The 15,272-nt window shown below is 70.4% G+C and carries 14 protein-coding genes and 1 pseudogene; 4 read left to right on the forward strand and 11 right to left on the reverse strand.

Annotation, left to right across the window (positions count from 1 at the left end; translation table 11 throughout):
* Nucleotides 1-124 precede the first annotated feature (124 nt).
* The 3 genes from ACFVH2_RS20780 to thyX form a co-directional block, all read right to left on the reverse strand.
* Nucleotides 125-2,005 (reverse strand): ribonuclease J, encoded by a 1,881-nt coding sequence (locus ACFVH2_RS20780; RefSeq protein WP_378426803.1) that lies wholly within the window; start codon nucleotides 2,003-2,005, stop codon nucleotides 125-127.
* Nucleotides 2,006-2,100: 95 nt separating this feature from the next.
* Nucleotides 2,101-3,006, reverse strand: coding sequence for a 4-hydroxy-tetrahydrodipicolinate synthase (gene dapA / locus ACFVH2_RS20785; protein WP_378426793.1), 906 nt, complete (start codon nucleotides 3,004-3,006; stop codon nucleotides 2,101-2,103).
* Nucleotides 3,007-3,074: 68 nt separating this feature from the next.
* Nucleotides 3,075-3,827, reverse strand: a complete 753-nt coding sequence (thyX, locus tag ACFVH2_RS20790) for an FAD-dependent thymidylate synthase (RefSeq protein ID WP_378426791.1) — start codon at nucleotides 3,825-3,827, stop codon at nucleotides 3,075-3,077.
* Between the two features lie 190 nt (nucleotides 3,828-4,017).
* On the opposite strand from thyX, the gene ACFVH2_RS20795 reads away from it, so the two are divergent.
* From ACFVH2_RS20795 to ACFVH2_RS20810, 4 genes are all read left to right on the forward strand, one after another.
* On the forward strand, nucleotides 4,018-4,827 hold the full coding sequence (locus ACFVH2_RS20795) for a tyrosine-protein phosphatase (RefSeq protein WP_378426789.1): 810 nt from the start codon (nucleotides 4,018-4,020) through the stop codon (nucleotides 4,825-4,827).
* A 70-nt stretch (nucleotides 4,828-4,897) separates the two neighbouring features.
* Entirely contained in the window at nucleotides 4,898-5,386 is a 489-nt protein-coding gene (locus tag ACFVH2_RS20800) for a toxin-antitoxin system HicB family antitoxin (protein ID WP_378426787.1), read from the forward strand.
* A 124-nt stretch (nucleotides 5,387-5,510) separates the two neighbouring features.
* On the forward strand, nucleotides 5,511-5,948 hold the full coding sequence (locus ACFVH2_RS20805) for an SRPBCC family protein (protein ID WP_378426786.1): 438 nt from the start codon (nucleotides 5,511-5,513) through the stop codon (nucleotides 5,946-5,948).
* Between the two features lie 11 nt (nucleotides 5,949-5,959).
* Nucleotides 5,960-7,252 carry a hypothetical protein gene (locus ACFVH2_RS20810; RefSeq protein WP_378426784.1) on the forward strand — a complete coding sequence of 431 codons (1,293 nt, stop codon included), beginning with the start codon at nucleotides 5,960-5,962 and terminating at the stop codon, nucleotides 7,250-7,252.
* 13 nt (nucleotides 7,253-7,265) lie between these two features.
* Here ACFVH2_RS20810 and ACFVH2_RS20815 read toward each other — a convergent pair whose 3' ends face one another.
* From ACFVH2_RS20815 to ACFVH2_RS20850, 8 genes and pseudogenes are all read right to left on the reverse strand, one after another.
* Complete coding sequence (locus tag ACFVH2_RS20815) at nucleotides 7,266-8,477, reverse strand: winged helix-turn-helix domain-containing protein (protein ID WP_378426782.1); 1,212 nt, start codon at nucleotides 8,475-8,477, stop codon at nucleotides 7,266-7,268.
* Nucleotides 8,478-8,610: 133 nt separating this feature from the next.
* Nucleotides 8,611-9,081 carry a flavodoxin family protein gene (locus ACFVH2_RS20820; RefSeq protein WP_378426780.1) on the reverse strand — a complete coding sequence of 157 codons (471 nt, stop codon included), beginning with the start codon at nucleotides 9,079-9,081 and terminating at the stop codon, nucleotides 8,611-8,613.
* Between the two features lie 114 nt (nucleotides 9,082-9,195).
* Nucleotides 9,196-10,743 carry a DUF222 domain-containing protein gene (locus ACFVH2_RS20825; RefSeq protein WP_378426778.1) on the reverse strand — a complete coding sequence of 516 codons (1,548 nt, stop codon included), beginning with the start codon at nucleotides 10,741-10,743 and terminating at the stop codon, nucleotides 9,196-9,198.
* Nucleotides 10,744-10,814: 71 nt separating this feature from the next.
* On the reverse strand, nucleotides 10,815-11,288 hold the full coding sequence (locus ACFVH2_RS20830) for a hypothetical protein (protein WP_378426776.1): 474 nt from the start codon (nucleotides 11,286-11,288) through the stop codon (nucleotides 10,815-10,817).
* Entirely contained in the window at nucleotides 11,285-12,028 is a 744-nt protein-coding gene (gene dapB / locus ACFVH2_RS20835; RefSeq protein WP_378426801.1) for a 4-hydroxy-tetrahydrodipicolinate reductase, read from the reverse strand. The genes ACFVH2_RS20830 and dapB overlap by 4 nt, the downstream gene beginning before the upstream one ends.
* Nucleotides 12,029-12,315: 287 nt before the next feature.
* A pseudogene (locus ACFVH2_RS20840) lies at nucleotides 12,316-13,424 on the reverse strand (alcohol dehydrogenase catalytic domain-containing protein).
* A 3-nt stretch (nucleotides 13,425-13,427) separates the two neighbouring features.
* Nucleotides 13,428-13,796, reverse strand: a complete 369-nt coding sequence (locus ACFVH2_RS20845) for a VanZ family protein (RefSeq protein ID WP_378426774.1) — start codon at nucleotides 13,794-13,796, stop codon at nucleotides 13,428-13,430.
* Between the two features lie 3 nt (nucleotides 13,797-13,799).
* Complete coding sequence (locus ACFVH2_RS20850) at nucleotides 13,800-15,143, reverse strand: M16 family metallopeptidase (protein WP_378426772.1); 1,344 nt, start codon at nucleotides 15,141-15,143, stop codon at nucleotides 13,800-13,802.
* Nucleotides 15,144-15,272 lie beyond the last annotated feature (129 nt).

Here is a 15,272-nt window from a genome sequence, read left to right on the forward strand (position 1 = left end):
CCCCGGCGGGTTAATTGGGCCGGCCTTTAAACACCTGTGTTCACTGGTTGCCCAAACAGGGGGTGGGGGGTTCTTTGCACCTACTGTGCACTCCGCGCCCGACCCGGCTCGGCTTCGGTCGAGGTCAGACCCCGATGACGGTCGGCACGATCATCGGCCGGCGACGGTACTTGTCCGCGACCCACCGACCCACGACGCGGCGCACGGCCTGCGCGATCCGGTGCGTGTCCGTGATGCCCTCCGTCGCGAGCCTGCCGAGTTCCGCCTCGACGAGCACCGCGGCCTCCTTGAGCGCCGCGGGGTCGTCGGAGAATCCCCGCCCGTGCACCTCCGGTGTGCTCACCGCCTTGCCGGTGTGCTGGTCGACCGCGAGCGAAATCGAGATGAACCCGCCCTCCCCGAGGACCAGACGGTCCGAGAGGGTGGAGTCGCCGACGTCGCCGACGGAGTTGCCGTCCACGTAGACCATTCCGACCGGGACGCGTCCCACGATCTCCGCGAGGCCGTCGACCATGTCCACGACGACGCCGTCCTCGGCCAGCACCACCCGGTCCTCGGGAACGCCGGTCGCCTTGGCCAGCGCCGCGTTGGCGCGCAGGTGCCGCCACTCGCCGTGCACTGGCATCGCGTTGGTGGGCCGGACCGCGTTGTACAGGTACAGCAGTTCGCCGGCGGACGCGTGCCCCGAGACGTGCACCTTGGCGCTCTGCTGGGTCACGACCGTCGCGCCGCGCTTGGCGAGGCCGTTGACCACCGCGAACACCGAATTCTCGTTGCCCGGGATCAGCGAGGACGCCAGCACCACGAGGTCGTTGGCGCGGATGTTGATCTGACGGTGCTCGCCGCGGGCCATCCGCGACAGTGCCGACAGCGGCTCGCCCTGCGACCCGGTCGAGATCAGCACGAGCCGGTCGTCGGGCAGGTTCGCCGCGGTGTCGATGTCGACGATGACGCCGTCCGGGACGGTCAGGTAGCCGAGGTCCTGGGCGATCTGCATGTTCCGGACCATCGACCGTCCGACGAAGGCGATCCGCCGGTTGTAGCGCACCGCGACGTCCACGACCTGCTGGATGCGGTGCACGTGGCTGGCGAACGACGCGACGATCACGCGCTGCTTCGCCTTGCCGATGACGCCGTCGAGCACCCCGCCGATCTCGCGCTCGGGGGTGACGAACCCCGGAACCTCGGCGTTGGTGGAGTCCACCAGGAACAGGTCGACGCCCTCGTCGCCGAGCCGGGAGAACCCGGCCAGGTCGGTGAGCCGGCCGTCGAGCGGAAGCTGGTCGAGCTTGATGTCACCGGTGTGCAGCGCGATGCCCGCGGAGGTGCGGATCGCGACCGCGATCGCGTCCGGGATGGAGTGGTTGACGGCGAAGTACTCGCACTCGAACGGACCGTGCGTGGTGCGCTGGCCCTCGACGACCTCGACCAGCTTCGGCCGCTGCCGGTGCTCACGGCACTTGGCGGCGACCAGGGCGAGGGTGAACTTCGAGCCGATCACCGGCAGGTCGGGACGCAGGCGCAGCAGGAACGGCACCGCGCCGATGTGGTCCTCGTGACCGTGTGTGAGGACGACGGCCTCGACGTCGGCCATCCGGTCCTCGATGTGCGCGAAGTCCGGGAGGATCAGGTCGACGCCCGGCTGCTGGTCCTCGGGGAACAGCACCCCGCAGTCGACGATGAGCAGCTTGCCCTTGTGCTCGAAGACCGTCATGTTGCGGCCGATCTCGCCGATGCCGCCGAGCGCGACGACCCGGAGGCCGTTGTGCGGCGCCTTCGGCGGCAGCCCGAGACGCTCGGTCGGGTCGACCCCGACGCGGCCGTCGGGTCGGCCGGCGCCGCCCTTCTGCCGCTGCGGGCGACCGCTGCCGGCGCGCTGCGACCGGCCCGCGTCCGACTTCGCGGCCTCCGACTTGCGGCGACGCGGCGCGGACTCGGCCTGCGCGGCGGCCTTGGACTTGCCCTGCTTCGCGGGGGCGGCGGACTCCTGCTGGACCGGGGCCACCGGCTCCGGCGCCTGGACCTCGGCGACCGGCTCCGGCGTCGGCGCGGTCGGCGGGCCGGACGGGCGCCGGGCTGAGCGGCGACGCGGCGGGGGGGTCACGAGAGGACCCCGGCTGCGCGCAGGTCGGCCGCGAGGACCTCGACCTGCTCCGCGGTGGGGGCGACCTGCGGTAGTCGTGGGTCGCCGACGTCGAGGCCCTGCAGTCGCAGGCCAGCCTTCGACGCGGAGACGCCGCCGAGCCGGACGACCGACCGGATCAGCGGGAGCAGGCTCGCGTTGACCTCGCGGGCCCGCAGGACGTCGCCTGCCTGGTACGCGGTGAGCAGCTCACGCAGCCGTCCGGGTGCGAGATGTCCGATGACACTGACGAACCCGACCGCACCGATCGACAGCCAGGGCAGGTTGAGCGGGTCGTCGCCAGAGTAGAACTCGAGGTCGGTGTTCGCGATCAGTTCGGCGCCGGCGTTGAGGTCGCCCTTGGCGTCCTTGACCGCCGTGATCCGCGGGTGCTCTGCCAACCGGTAGATGGTCTCGGTCTCGATCGGCACCACCGAGCGCGGCGGGATGTCGTAGAGCATCACGGGCAGGTCGGTCGCGTCGGCGACGGCGGTGAAGTGCGCGAGCAGGCCCGACTGCGGGGGCTTCGAGTAGTACGGGGTGACCACGAGCAGGCCGTGCGCGCCCGCCCGGGCGGCGTCACGCGCGAGTTCGACGCTGTGTGCGGTGTCGTTGCTGCCGGCGCCGGCGATGATCTTGGCGCGGTCGCCGACCGCGTCGATGACCGCACGCATCAGGTCGAGCTTCTCGTCCTCGGTGGTGGTCGGCGACTCGCCGGTGGTGCCGGCGAGCACGAGACCGTCGCAGCCGCCGTCGACGAGGTGGGTCGCCAGCTTCACGCCCGCGTCCACGTCCAGCTTGCCGTCCACTGTGAACGGGGTCACCATCGCGGTCAGGATGGTGCCGAACGTACGCCCGACTGGGGCCGATTCACCGTTGGTCATGGTCGTCAAGGTTACCCGGTACAGGGGCGAAGACTGCACACCGCGGGGACGCGTCCGGGGCCGACCGATCAGCCCCCGAGGTCGAACTCGCTGAAGGCCACCTCGGTACCGTCCGACAGCGCGGCAATCTCGAAGTCGCCGAACACGTTTGGCGCGGCCGCGGCGAGTTGCCGCAGGCACTCCACCGCGACCTGCCTGATCTCCACGTCGGCGTGCTCGGTGGCGCGCATGGCGACGAAATGTCGCCAGGCCCGGTAGTTGCCGGTGACCACGAGCCGAGTCTCGGTGGCGTTGGGCAGCACGGAGCGCGCGGCCTGGCGCGCCTGGCGTCCGCGCAGGGATCCGTTGGGCACGTGCGCCAGCTTGTCGTCGAGGGCATCGAGCAGCTCGACGTACGCGGCGCGACTGGCGTCGGTCGCGGCGGCGAACAGCTCCTCGAGTTCCGGGTCACCCGCGATGGCGGGCGGCACCACGACCCTGGCGTCACGCTCGGACACCGACCGCTGCGAGAGCTGCGAATACGACAGGTGGCGGTGCCGGATCAGCTCGTGCGTGCACGAGCGGGAGATCCCGGTGATGTAGAAGCTCACGCTGCCGTGCTCGAGCACCGACAGGTGCCCGACCTCGAGCAGGTGCCGCAGATAGCCGGCGTTGGTCGCCGTCCGCGGGTTCGGCTTGGACCAGCTCTGGTAGCAGGCGCGGCCGGCGAACTCGACGAGCGCCTCGCCGCCGCCGGCGTCGGTTTCCCAGGGGACGTCGTCGGGCGGGACGAAGTCCGTCTTCGCAATGAGCTGCACCTTCAGGGACACCGCTTGCCGCACCGCACACCCTTCCTCGGTCCCGGCCCACCGGGCACCACCGACCCGCACCCTAGTCCCCGTCACCTCCGGCAGGGCGGGCGAGTCTGCTCAATCTCGCCCCGATGTTTCCCTGGACGGTGTATCAACTCGGTATACATAGCGTCAGTCGCACACCGCGGCCGACACCTCCGATCCCGAGATGGAGCGTCCTGTGGTCCACACCTCTACCCGCGTCCGCGTGATCCGCGCGGCCGCCGCCCTCACCGCCGGTGCCGCACTGTTCGTCGGCGGACCAGTCGGTGCCGCACTGGCCGCGCCACCCGCCGTCACCTCGGCGGACATCGACCACTCGCTGCACCTCGAGGGCGCCCCGAACGCCCGCGACGTGGGCGGTTACACCACTGCCGACGGCAAGACCGTCAAGACCGGCATGGTGTTCCGCACGGACGCGCTGAGCAAGCTGACCCCCGCGGACCTCACCAAGCTGGAGGGCTGGAACGTCAAGGTTGTCGACGACCTGCGCACGGTCTACGAGCGGATGCTCCAGCCCGACAAGGTGCCCGCCGGCGCGAAGTCGAACTGGTACGACGTGCTCGGCAAGGCACCGATCAACACGCTGACCGACCTCCAGTTGGCGTACGTCGCGTTCATCGAGGCCCCCGGCGCCAACGAGGCGTTCGCCTCCGTGCTGCGCGACATCCGCGACACCGACGGCGCCGTGCTGTACCACTGCAGCGCCGGCAAGGACCGGACCGGCTGGACCACCGCGGTGCTGCTGACGATCCTCGGCGTGGACCGGGCCACCGTGAACGCGGACTACATGCTGACGAACCAGTACGCCACCGACAGCGGATCGAGCAGCAGCTCCAGCCTGACCGGTGGCGGCGTGAAGCAGGAATGGCTCGACAGCGCCTTCGCGACCGCCGACAAGGACTACGGCAGCTTCGACAACTACGTGCACCAGGGTCTCGGCCTGACCGACAACGACATCGCGGCACTGAAGGTCAAGCTGCTCGCCTGACGTCGCCCGTCGTCAGTGTGACGTCAGAATGGCGGTTGACTGACGCCATACCTGACGTCACACTGACGGCATGGACCTATCCGACTACACCCAGACCCTGCGCCAGGACCTGACCACCGCCGCCGCCCTCGGCGACGAGAACACCCGCCGGATCGCCGAGGCCCTGGCCGGCGCCGCCGAGAACTCGGCCCGGCTCATGTTGCTGTCCGCGCTGTCCGACCTCGCCACCGAGATCTCCGACGTACTGGGCGACCGCACCGTGCACGTTCGCCTCGACGGGACACAGCTCGCCGTCGAGGTCGGTCGGGTCGCGGACGCCACCGAACCGTCCGACACCCCGACGGACGCCCCGCCGGAGGAATCCACCTCCGAACCCGGATCGGCCTTCGACGACGTCACGGGCGAGATCTCGCGGGTCACCCTGCGTCTGGTCGAGCAGATCAAGGCCCGCGCCGAGGAGTCGGCCGCACAGAACGGTGTGTCGCTGAACTCCTGGATCGGCCAGGCCGTCCAGGGAGCACTGCGGGACCAGGCCCGCCACGGCCGGTACGGCCTCTGACATCTGCGACGGATCCGGTGCCGGCACACGTCGTGCCGGTCGAACCCGCGCTCGAGGTGATCTAATGACGCGCACGTTCTGTTCGTCATCACGCTGATCTGCAATCACTCGAGGGGTGGACCCGATGGCCGTGTCTGGCACCAAGGAATTCGACATCAAGGCCGCACCGGCCGACGTCATGGCCGCGATCGTCGCGGTGGACCGGCTGGGTGAATGGTCCTCCGCGCACAAGAAGGTGGCGATCGAGAGCACCCATCCGGACGGACGCCCCAACCGCGTACGCATGACCGTGTCGGTCATCGGCATCACCGACGAGCAGGTCGTCGACTACACCTGGGAGGGCGACGAGAAGGTGACCTGGACCCTCGTCGAGAGCAGCCAGCAGAAGCAGCAGGACGGCAGCTACGTGCTCACGGCCAACGCCGACGGCAGCACCCACATCGTGTTCGACCTCATCGTCGACCCGAAGATCCCCGTCCCCGGCTTCCTGGTCAAGAAGGCGCAGAAGACGGCGCTCGAGACCGCCTCGAAGGGCCTGACGAAGTTCGTCGAGAGCCCGTAACTCCCGCGACGATGACGCGACGGCGGCGCACCGCTCCCGAGGCGAGCCCGGGCTCCCGGGCCCGCTGGACCTGGCGGGACTCCGCCGTCGTCGTGTCGGTGGTCGTGGCCGGCGTACTGGTCGCGTGGGCGCTGCCGCACCAATCCCCCAGCACCACAACGAGTTCGGCACTCTCGGACTACTACGTCGGTGAGCCCGCGCAGTACCCGGTCGAGATCCCCGGCTGCGACGTAGTGCTGCCGCCAACCCGGACCGTCGAGTTCGGCTGGGCGGGGTATGGCCCCCGGTACGGCTATGACAATCCGAAGTACTCCTGGTTCTCCGCCCCCAAGGCAACGGCCATGTCCGACGCCGCCCGCGCCGCACTGCCCGCCGGTGCCGAGCTCGCGTACGCCTCCCCCGCCCGAACACTGCTGTTCGACCCGATATACGACATTCCCGAGGACCAACTCCCAGAGGGAGTCGACCAGGAGGATGTCGGCGGCGACACCACCGCAAGCGCCGCCCTCTCCGTGGACGGGATCCCCGGCCAACTCAGCGTCACCGTCGGCCGTTGGGAGGTTCCGGTTCCGGCCTGCGTCGCCGGCATGCTGGACCGTCGCACGACCGCACCCGACGGCACCGTCGTCGACACCGTCGACACCTGGTACGAGTTCGGCGGCGTCCGCACCCTGGAGCGCACGGCGACGGCGTACGCCCCGGACGGCAGCCGGATCGTGGCCCGCGCGACCGACGGCGACTTCGCTGGTCACAGCGGCCGGGTGCCGTTGACCCTCGGCCAGCTCTCCACGATCGCCCTCGCATCCGGACTGCGGACCACCGCACCCGTCCCGCCGGGCACACCCTCCCCACGCCCGGGCTGCGGTGAGGGCATCGAACCGCTCGGCGGTCCCCTCGACCGAGCGACAGTCGCGCGCCTGAACCTCGCACTGGAGGACGCCTGGCGGACGTTCGTCCCCGCCGACGTCGCGCTGGACCGCCCGATCGGCTCGCTCGAACTCGCCGAGCCCTCCAACGGGGCCGCCTGCGAGGTCCTCGGCGTCACCGGGTCGGGAGGAGCAGGCGAGCTGAGCATCACGATCGACACCGACACGCCCGCGCCGGAGGAGTTCTCGCCGCCCCGGCCCGACGTGACGGCCACAACCGCGCCGGACAGCTCCCGGGTGCTGCGACACTCCCCTACCGCGGTGACGGTCGCGCGACCGTCGGGCACCACCGTGCGAATCCATGTGTCCGGCAACGGGACCGCACTCGCGCTCGACCAGTTGCAGGACATCGCGACCGCCCCCGGCCTGGACCTCTAGTGCGTCGTCCCGGTCACAAGCATTCCGCGAGTTGGGCTGCGAGGTCACCGCGGTCGCCGACGATGACATCCGCGAGGCCGAGCCAGTCCGCCATCTCGCGCAGGGCAGCCGCGAGCGCGGTCGCGACGGACCCCGGCACATGGCCAGGTTCGACGAATGCCGCGGCCACCCGCAGCCCGTCCGCCGCGCGATCGGCCTTGAGGTCGACCCGCGCGACGAGCCGGCCGTCGAGCAGGAACGGGAAGACGTAGTAGCCGTGTACCCGTTTGTGCTGCGGGGTGTAGATCTCGAGCCGGTAGTGGAAGTCGAAGATGCGCTGTGCCCGCGGCCGGAAGAACACCACCGGGTCGAACGGGCAGAGCAGCACGGAACCGCCGATCGAGCGCGGCACCCGCGCGCCGGCGAACAGGTAGGCGGGTGCGTCCCATCCCCGGACGGCGACGGGAATCAGGGCACCGTCCTCGACGAGGTCGGCGATCGCCGGCCGCGCCTGCGCGGCGGCCAGCCGATAGTAGTCCCGTAGGTCGGTCTCGGTCCCCACCCCGAGTGCTCGGGCGGAACGGCGGACGAGTTCGCGCACCGCATCGACCTCCTCGACGTGGGTCGCGACGACGGACGACGGCAGCACCCGCTCGGAGAGGTCGTAGTGCCGGACGAAGCCGACCCGCTTGTCGACCGACAGCGCGCCGGCCGAGAACAGTTGCTCGCACACCACCTTGGTGTCGCTGCGGCCCCACCAGGGTCCACCCCGCTCGCGCACCTCGATCTCGAGGTGACGTTCGACCTCTCCCGCGGAGGCCGCACCGACCTCGGTGATGACGTCGAGCACGTCGCGGCCGAGGCTGGGATTACGTTCGAGCACGTGCTGCGCGCCGGTCCACCTGCCGCCCTCGAACCGTCGCATCCGCCACCGCAGCAGCGGCCAGTCCTCGACCGGAACGAGGGCGGCCTCGTGGGCCCAGTACTCCACCAACGCACGGGGTTTCGCCGCGGTATGCCGCCACGAGGCGGAATCGAGCAGGGCGCGGTCGTATCCGCCGATACGACTGAACACCGGCATGTAGTGCGCGCGAACGGCGACCGAGACGGAGTCGATCTGGAGCAGTCCGGTTCGCCGCACGGTGGAGAGCAGGTGTCGACGCGTGGGCGCCACCGGGCGCCGATCGGCGAATCCCTGGGCGCCGAGCGCGATCCGCCGGGCGGTGTCGGCACTCAACTCCTGCATGTGCTCACCATGCCACCGGGGTACGACAGCACCGATGTCACCGCGATACGCGGGACCCCTGACCCCTTGGGCCGAGGGTCCCGGTGCGACTCGGGAGAAGCCGAACAGACTTTCCCTGACCGTGGAATGGTCGTCAGCCCTGGGCCAGCGTCACGGCGACCGTCGCACCCAACTCGTAGCACCGGTCGCGCGCGGCCGCGTCCACCCGGGCGGTGACCTCGACCGCCGCCGCGACCTTGGTCAGCGCCAAGCCCGTGACGATCTTCTGCACCGCCGTCACCGCCCCGGCGGTGTCGTTGTTGCCGTGCACCCACAGCCCGTACGGCCGGCCCGCGACCGCGTCCAGGCACGGGTAGTACACCGTGTCGAAGAAATGCTTGAGCGCTCCCGACATGTAACCGAAGTTGGCACTGGTGCCGAAGACGTACCCGTCCGCGGCCAACACGTCGGGGACCGTCGCGCCGAGGGCCGGCACCGATCGCACGACGACCCCCTCGATCTCGGGGTCGTTCGCGCCGGCGAGCACCGCCTCGAGCAGTTCGCGGGTCGCGGGCGAGGGCGTGTGGTGCACCACCAGCAGTACCGGCGCTCGATCGGCAGTCACAGCAGCAGACTACGGCAGGCACGCGCGGACACGTCCCGACTCCCGCGCCTCGCGTCATGGACTCGGGGTGAATGTGGTGCGGGCCAAGCGGTGTCGCCGCCGAGGGCACCAGAGTCACGGGACCTCGCCACCGTCGGCCGTGCCCGCCCCGGAAGCCTTGTCACCGTGCGCGGTGCCGGAGTGTCCGTTCCGTCGTGCCCGGTGTTGCCGCAGTTCTGTCTCTCGGCGTGCCCGGGCGCGTTGGAGCGCCTGGGCGAGGAGTTCGTCGAGGTGGTGGCGGTGGTTGATTCGGGGTTGTCGTTCGGGTTCGATGTGGGCGGGTGGGGTCCATTCGGTGCGGCCGGGGTGCTCGGATTCCGGTGGTGCGGTGCGGGTCTTCCAGCCTCCGGGTCCGTCGTGGACGAGGGCGTGGCACCCGTCGCAGGCGAGGTCGAGGTCGGTGATGTCGGTGCGACCGCCCTTGGTCCACTCGGTGAGGTGATGGACGGCGGTCATGGTGGCGGGGGCGTCGCATCCGGGTCGGGTGCAGCCCCGCGAGGCCGCGATCAGGGCCAACTGTTGGTCCGCGCTGGCGAGGCGTTTGGTCCGGCCCAGATGCAGCGGTCGGCCGTGGTGGTCGAAGAGCACGAGGACGGGGTGTGCGCCCTCGAACATCGCGAGGGCGTCGCGGATCGGGACGATGCCCCCAGACGCGGTGGTCGCGACGCCGGTCTCGGATTCGAGTTGGTCGAGCCCGAAGGTGACGATCGCGGTGACGGGCAGCCCGCGGTGGCTCCCGAGGACGCCGGATCCGAGTAGGTGCCGCAGGCCGGTCTTCAGGGCGTCGTGGTTGCGTTGTCCCGCGGTGCGGGTGTCGCGGGCCGCGGCCTTCGCCAGCTGATCGCGATCGAGGCTCGGTGATTCGGCGTCGCCGCTCGGCGAGCCGGGGTCGTCGGGATTGTTCATCCCGGGCCGGGCGAGTTTCGCCAACAGTGGTTCGAGCAGGGCCCGGGTCTCGGGGTCGATCAGACCCGAGACGGGTGTCATGAGATCCGCGTCCTGCCTGCCCATCCGGAAGCAGCGTTGCCGGGCGCGGTCCCGGTCGTCGGTGAGGTTGCCGTCGGGGTTGAGGTAGCCGAGCAGTTGTTGGCCGGCGTCGGCGACCGCCCTCGGCGTCGAGTGACGGGCCAACTCCGCCAATATCTGTTCGGCGACGTCTGCTTCGGCGGGGTCGACGCCGTGGGGGATCTTGCGGAGGACGCCCCGGATCTCGTGAACGTGATCGCCGCCGATGGTCCCGTCGCATTGCGCGGCGGCGGTCGCCGGCAGGTCCGGGGGTAGTTCGTCGCCGCCGGCGTTGTGCCAGGTGCCGGCCATTTTCACCGCCGCGACCCTGCGCGTCGCGTCCCCGACCGAGAGGCGCAGAGTGGCGATGAGGAAGTTCGTGATCGACGAGCAGTCGTGCTTGTCGGGAAGGGAACGCTCGACCGCCTCGACGATCAGTCGGTGTCCGACCGCCGACGCCTTCCGCAGCGACATTTCCAGGCGTTGCAGCGACCGGACGATCTCGGTGTCCGACAGCCCGGACAACCCGTCGTCGAGCAGCCCGTCGACGGCATCGTCCAGGTCGGTCAGGTGATCTGCCACCTGACCGACCCCTCGAACCCCGCCTGTCGAATGCATGTTCGAACTCTAGCGCGGGGCACCGACAAGTCGCGATGCGTTGATCTACCCCGACGACCGGGACGACTTCCCTACCTACCCTGCGCCCGCTCGGCCGCCTCGAGCGCCACCGCTCGACGCATGGTCTCGCGTGCCCGGCCACGATCACCCGCGTAGTCGTACGCCCGCGCCAACCGGTACGAGTTGCGCCAGTTGTCCGGATCGGCCTCCCACTCGGACTTGACCTGAGCGAACAGCACGTCGGCGGCGTCGCGGTCGATCCGGCCGGACGGACGCCGGGGCAGCTCCGACACGTCGAGCTCGAGCCCCTCCTCGCGAATCCGCGCGGCGAGATGCTGGTGCTGGAACCCGGCCCGCACGGTGGCGAAGACGATCCAGATGCCGATGATCGGCAGGATGAGCACGCCGATACCGAGCCCGATCGGCGCCAGTCCCCCGCTCTGGATCAGCTCGATGCCACGCTGGCCGAGGAGCACGAAATAGAAGGCGAGCGCGAGGACGATCGCCGCGATCGTGACGACGACCTTTGTCGTTCCGTTCTTCACAGGTCCAGCAGGGGGTCGATACCGACGGTCAGACCCGGCCGTCCGCCGATCTCACGGACACTGAGCAGCACACCGGGAACGAAGGAGTTCCGGTCGATGGAGTCGTGCCGGATGGTCAGAGTCTCGCCCTGAGTTCCGAGCAGGATCTCCTGGTGCGCGACGAGCCCCGCGAGCCGCACCGAGTGCACGCGGACACCGTCGACGTCCGCTCCGCGGGCGCCGTCGAGCTCGGTGGTCGTCGCGTCGGGGCTCGGTCCGCGGCCGGCCTTCGCCCGCGCCGCCGCGATCAGGGCCGCGGTCCGGTAGGCGGTGCCGGACGGGGCGTCGAGCTTGTTCGGGTGATGCAACTCGATGACCTCGACGGAGTCGAAGAAACGGGCGGCCTGCTCGGCGAACCGCATCGACAGCACCGCGCCGATCGCGAAGTTCGGTGCGATCAGTACGCCGACCTCGGGCCGCTCGGTGAGCCACCGCTGCACCTGCGCGAGCCGGTCCTCGTCGAAGCCGGTGGTGCCGACGACAGCGTGGATACCGTTCGCGACCAGGAACTCGAGGTTGCCCATCACGACGTCGGGATTGGTGAAGTCGACGACCACCTGCGTGCGGGTGTCGACGAACTTCTCGATCGGGTCGCCCTGGTCGACCGTCGCGACGAGCTCGAGATCCGGCGCGGCCTCGACCGCCTCGCAGATCGTGCGGCCCACTTTGCCGTTGGCACCCAGGACTCCGACCCGAATCACCGTCACTTGACCTTCACTCCGTCCGATCGTGTTGTACGTCGCGGCAAGCCTACGCAACCGGCTTGCGGCCGCGACGAGCGGTGATCGACCCGACCACCTCGAGCCGACCTGGTCACCGCGCCTCGACCGGCGGACAATGGAGCTGCAAATCGAGCGAGGAAGTGGTCGGCGATGCCGAACGACATGATGATGGCCTGGATGCAACAGTTCATGATGTGGATGCATCAGATGGGGTTCCAGATGCCGATGATGCCCCACCAGGGCATGTGAGCCCCGACGCGGAACTCTCAGTCGAAGACGACGACCTGACGGATGGCGTGCCCGTCGGCCAGCTCGTCCATGCCGCGATTGATCTCGTCGAGGGTGATCCGCGAGGAGATCAGCTTCTCCACCGGTAGTCGCCCCTCGCGCCACATCTGTGCGTAGACCGGGACGTCGCGGGACGGCACCGCCGATCCCAGGTAGCTGCCGACGATCGTGCGGGCCTCGGCCACCAGGGCGAGCGGCGAGATCGACGACCTGGCCTCCGGGTTCGGCAGGCCGACGGTCACCGTGGTGCCGCCCGGCGCGGTCGCCGCAACCGCGGTCTCGAACGCCCGGGCATTACCTGCCGCCTCGATCACGACATCCGCCCGCACACCCCGCGCAGTCACGTCCGCCGGCGTCATCACCGCGGTGGCCCCGAGTTCGGTTGCCGTGGCCAGCTTCTCGGGCACCGAGTCCACTGCGATCACGTCCCCGTGCCCGAGGGACACCGCGGCGAGCAGCGCGGCCATGCCCACTCCCCCGAGCCCGACCACCATGACGGAGTCGCCCGACACGGGATGCGCCGCGTTGAGCACCGCACCGCCGCCCGTCAGCACCGCGCAGCCGAGCACGGCCGCGATCTCCGGCGGAATGTCGTCACCGACCGTCACCACCGACCGACGATCCACCACGGCATGCGTGGCGAAGCCGGACACGCCGAGGTGGTGGTGCACGGGGTGACCGTCGCGGGTCAGCCGCCGGCCACCGCCGAGCAGCACGCCCTCGTTGTTGGCGGCGCTGCCCGCGCTGCACGGCATCCGGGGCCGTCGGCGGCGCACCCGGCGCACTCGCCGCAGCGCGGCAGGAACGTCATCACCACGCGGTCCCCGACCGCGACGTCCGCGACCCCCGCACCGAGCGCCTCGACGCGACCGGCGGCCTCGTGCCCGAGCAGCATCGGGACCGGCCGCACCCGATTGCCGTCCACCACCGACAGGTCCGAGTGGCACAGCCCGGCGGCCTCGATCCGGACCAGCAGTTCACCCGGTCCGGGCGGGTCCAGTTCGAGATCGCAGACGCTGATCGGCCGAGAATCCGCGAAGGGCCGCGGGCGACCGATCTCCTCGAGTACCGCACCGCGTATCCGCATCCGCTACCTCCCGACGTCCCGGTCGCCGCGACCTCGGCGCCGAAGACCACCCTGCCACGCGGCGAACGCCACCAACCCGACCACCACGCCCGCGACGTCCGCCGCCCAGTCCCAGACCGAGCCGCTGCGTTGGATCGGCAGCACCGCCTGCAGGACCTCCGACAGGCCCGCGTACGCCACCGCCACCGCCGCGGCCGTCCGCGGCGCAACCCTCGCGTACCGCGCGCTGAACGCCAGGGCGGCGAACATCAGCGGGTGGGTGACCTTGTCACTGTTCGGCGGACCGCCGGGGACCGCGGACCCGGGCGAGAACAGCAGCACCAGCGTCACCGCGAAGACCACGCCCAGCGGCAACCAGCGCAGCCGCGGCACCGCTCAGACGATCCCGCGCACGACCGCGGGCAGGTCCCGCTTGCGCTTGTACGGTCCGACGACCGACGCCGCGAACGGCCGGGTCAGCAGCATCGCCGCGACCTCCCGCACCTCGGCATTGGTCACCGCGTCGATCCGCTTCAGCGTCTCGGTGATGCTCCGGTGACTGCCGTAGTTCAGTTCGGCGCGGCCGATGCGGTGCATCCGCGAACCGGAATCCTCCAGTCCCAGCACCATTCCGCCGCGGATCGAGCCCTTCGCCCGGGCACACTCCGCGTCGGTGATGCCGTTGGACGCCACCTGGGCGAGCACCTCGCGGATCAGGGTCGTCACCTCGGCGAGATTGTCCGGCTGGCAGCCCGCGTACACCGAGAACGCACCGGTGTCGGCGAACGTGTCGATGCTCGAGTACACCGAGTACGCGAGACCCCGCGACTCCCGAATCTCTTGGAACAGGCGGGAACTCAGCCCGCCGCCGACGGCGGTGTTGAGCACCGACAGCGCCCACCGGTGCCCTTCGTGGCGCCCGAGCGCGCGCACACCGAGCGACAGGTGCGCCTGTTCACCGTCGTGTTCGATCAGGCTGAGCGAAGGCGCGGCGCGCAGGCGCAGGCGGCCCTCGCGGCGCGGGGCAGGCTGGGCGCCGTCGTGCACGTGCCCGGCGAAACTGCGCCGCACCATCTCGACTGTCTGCGCGTGGTCGACGTTGCCGGCGACCGCGACCACCATCCGCTGCGGGGTGTAGCGACGGACGTGGAACGAGTGCAGTTGGGACCGGGTCATCGACTCGATGGACTCGGTGCTGCCGATCACCGGCCTACCCACCGGATGATCGCCGAACAGCGCGGTCAGGAAGTCGTCGCCGAGCAGGTCCTCGGGGTCGTCGTCGCGCATCGAGATCTCCTCGAGCACGACCTGCCGCTCGACGTCCACGTCCGCGGAGCGGCAGCGTCCGCGCAGCACCACGTCGCTGACCAGGTCGATCGCGAGCGCGAGGTCCTCGTCCAGGACGTGGGCGTAGAAGCAGGTGTGCTCGCGCGAGGTGAAGGCATTGAGTTCGCCGCCGATCCCGTCGACCACCTGGGCGATCTCGAGCGCGCTGCGGGTCGGCGTCGACTTGAACAGCAGGTGCTCGAGGAAGTGCGCGGCCCCGGCCACCGACGGCTGCTCGTCACGGGACCCGACGCCCACCCAGATGCCCACCGACGCGGAGCGCACGCCGGGCATGTGTTCGGTGACCACCCGCAGGCCGCCGGGAAGCACCGTGCGCTGTACGCCCGATGCCGGGGTTCGGGTCTTGGTCTTGCGGGGGAGGGTGCTCGTGCGACTGCGATCGTTCGTTGCCATTAGAAGTCCACACAGTACACACCGAGCCGGACACGGATTCCGGCAGCGGCCGCTACGGCCCCTCGGAGCGACGAAAGCCCGCTGCCCCCGACCGGGGACGGTCGGGGGCAGCGGGGTCACTCGAGGCGA

Origin of the sequence: Rhodococcus sp. NPDC127527 (assembly GCF_042672245.1) — a bacterium.
GTDB lineage: Bacteria > Actinomycetota > Actinomycetes > Mycobacteriales > Mycobacteriaceae > Rhodococcus_G.

What these genes read in the sequence shown, in the direction of transcription:
- dapA (WP_378426793.1), bottom strand. Translation starts at nt 3,006, where the DNA reads ATGACCAACGGTGAATCGGCCCCAGTCGGGCGTACGTTCGGCACCATC.
- ACFVH2_RS20800 (WP_378426787.1), top strand. Translation starts at nt 4,898, where the DNA reads ATGGACCTATCCGACTACACCCAGACCCTGCGCCAGGACCTGACCACC.
- ACFVH2_RS20805 (WP_378426786.1), top strand. Translation starts at nt 5,511, where the DNA reads ATGGCCGTGTCTGGCACCAAGGAATTCGACATCAAGGCCGCACCGGCC.
- ACFVH2_RS20810 (WP_378426784.1), top strand. Translation starts at nt 5,960, where the DNA reads ATGACGCGACGGCGGCGCACCGCTCCCGAGGCGAGCCCGGGCTCCCGG.
- ACFVH2_RS20815 (WP_378426782.1), bottom strand. Translation starts at nt 8,477, where the DNA reads ATGCAGGAGTTGAGTGCCGACACCGCCCGGCGGATCGCGCTCGGCGCC.
- ACFVH2_RS20825 (WP_378426778.1), bottom strand. Translation starts at nt 10,743, where the DNA reads ATGCATTCGACAGGCGGGGTTCGAGGGGTCGGTCAGGTGGCAGATCAC.
- ACFVH2_RS20850 (WP_378426772.1), bottom strand. Translation starts at nt 15,143, where the DNA reads ATGGCAACGAACGATCGCAGTCGCACGAGCACCCTCCCCCGCAAGACC.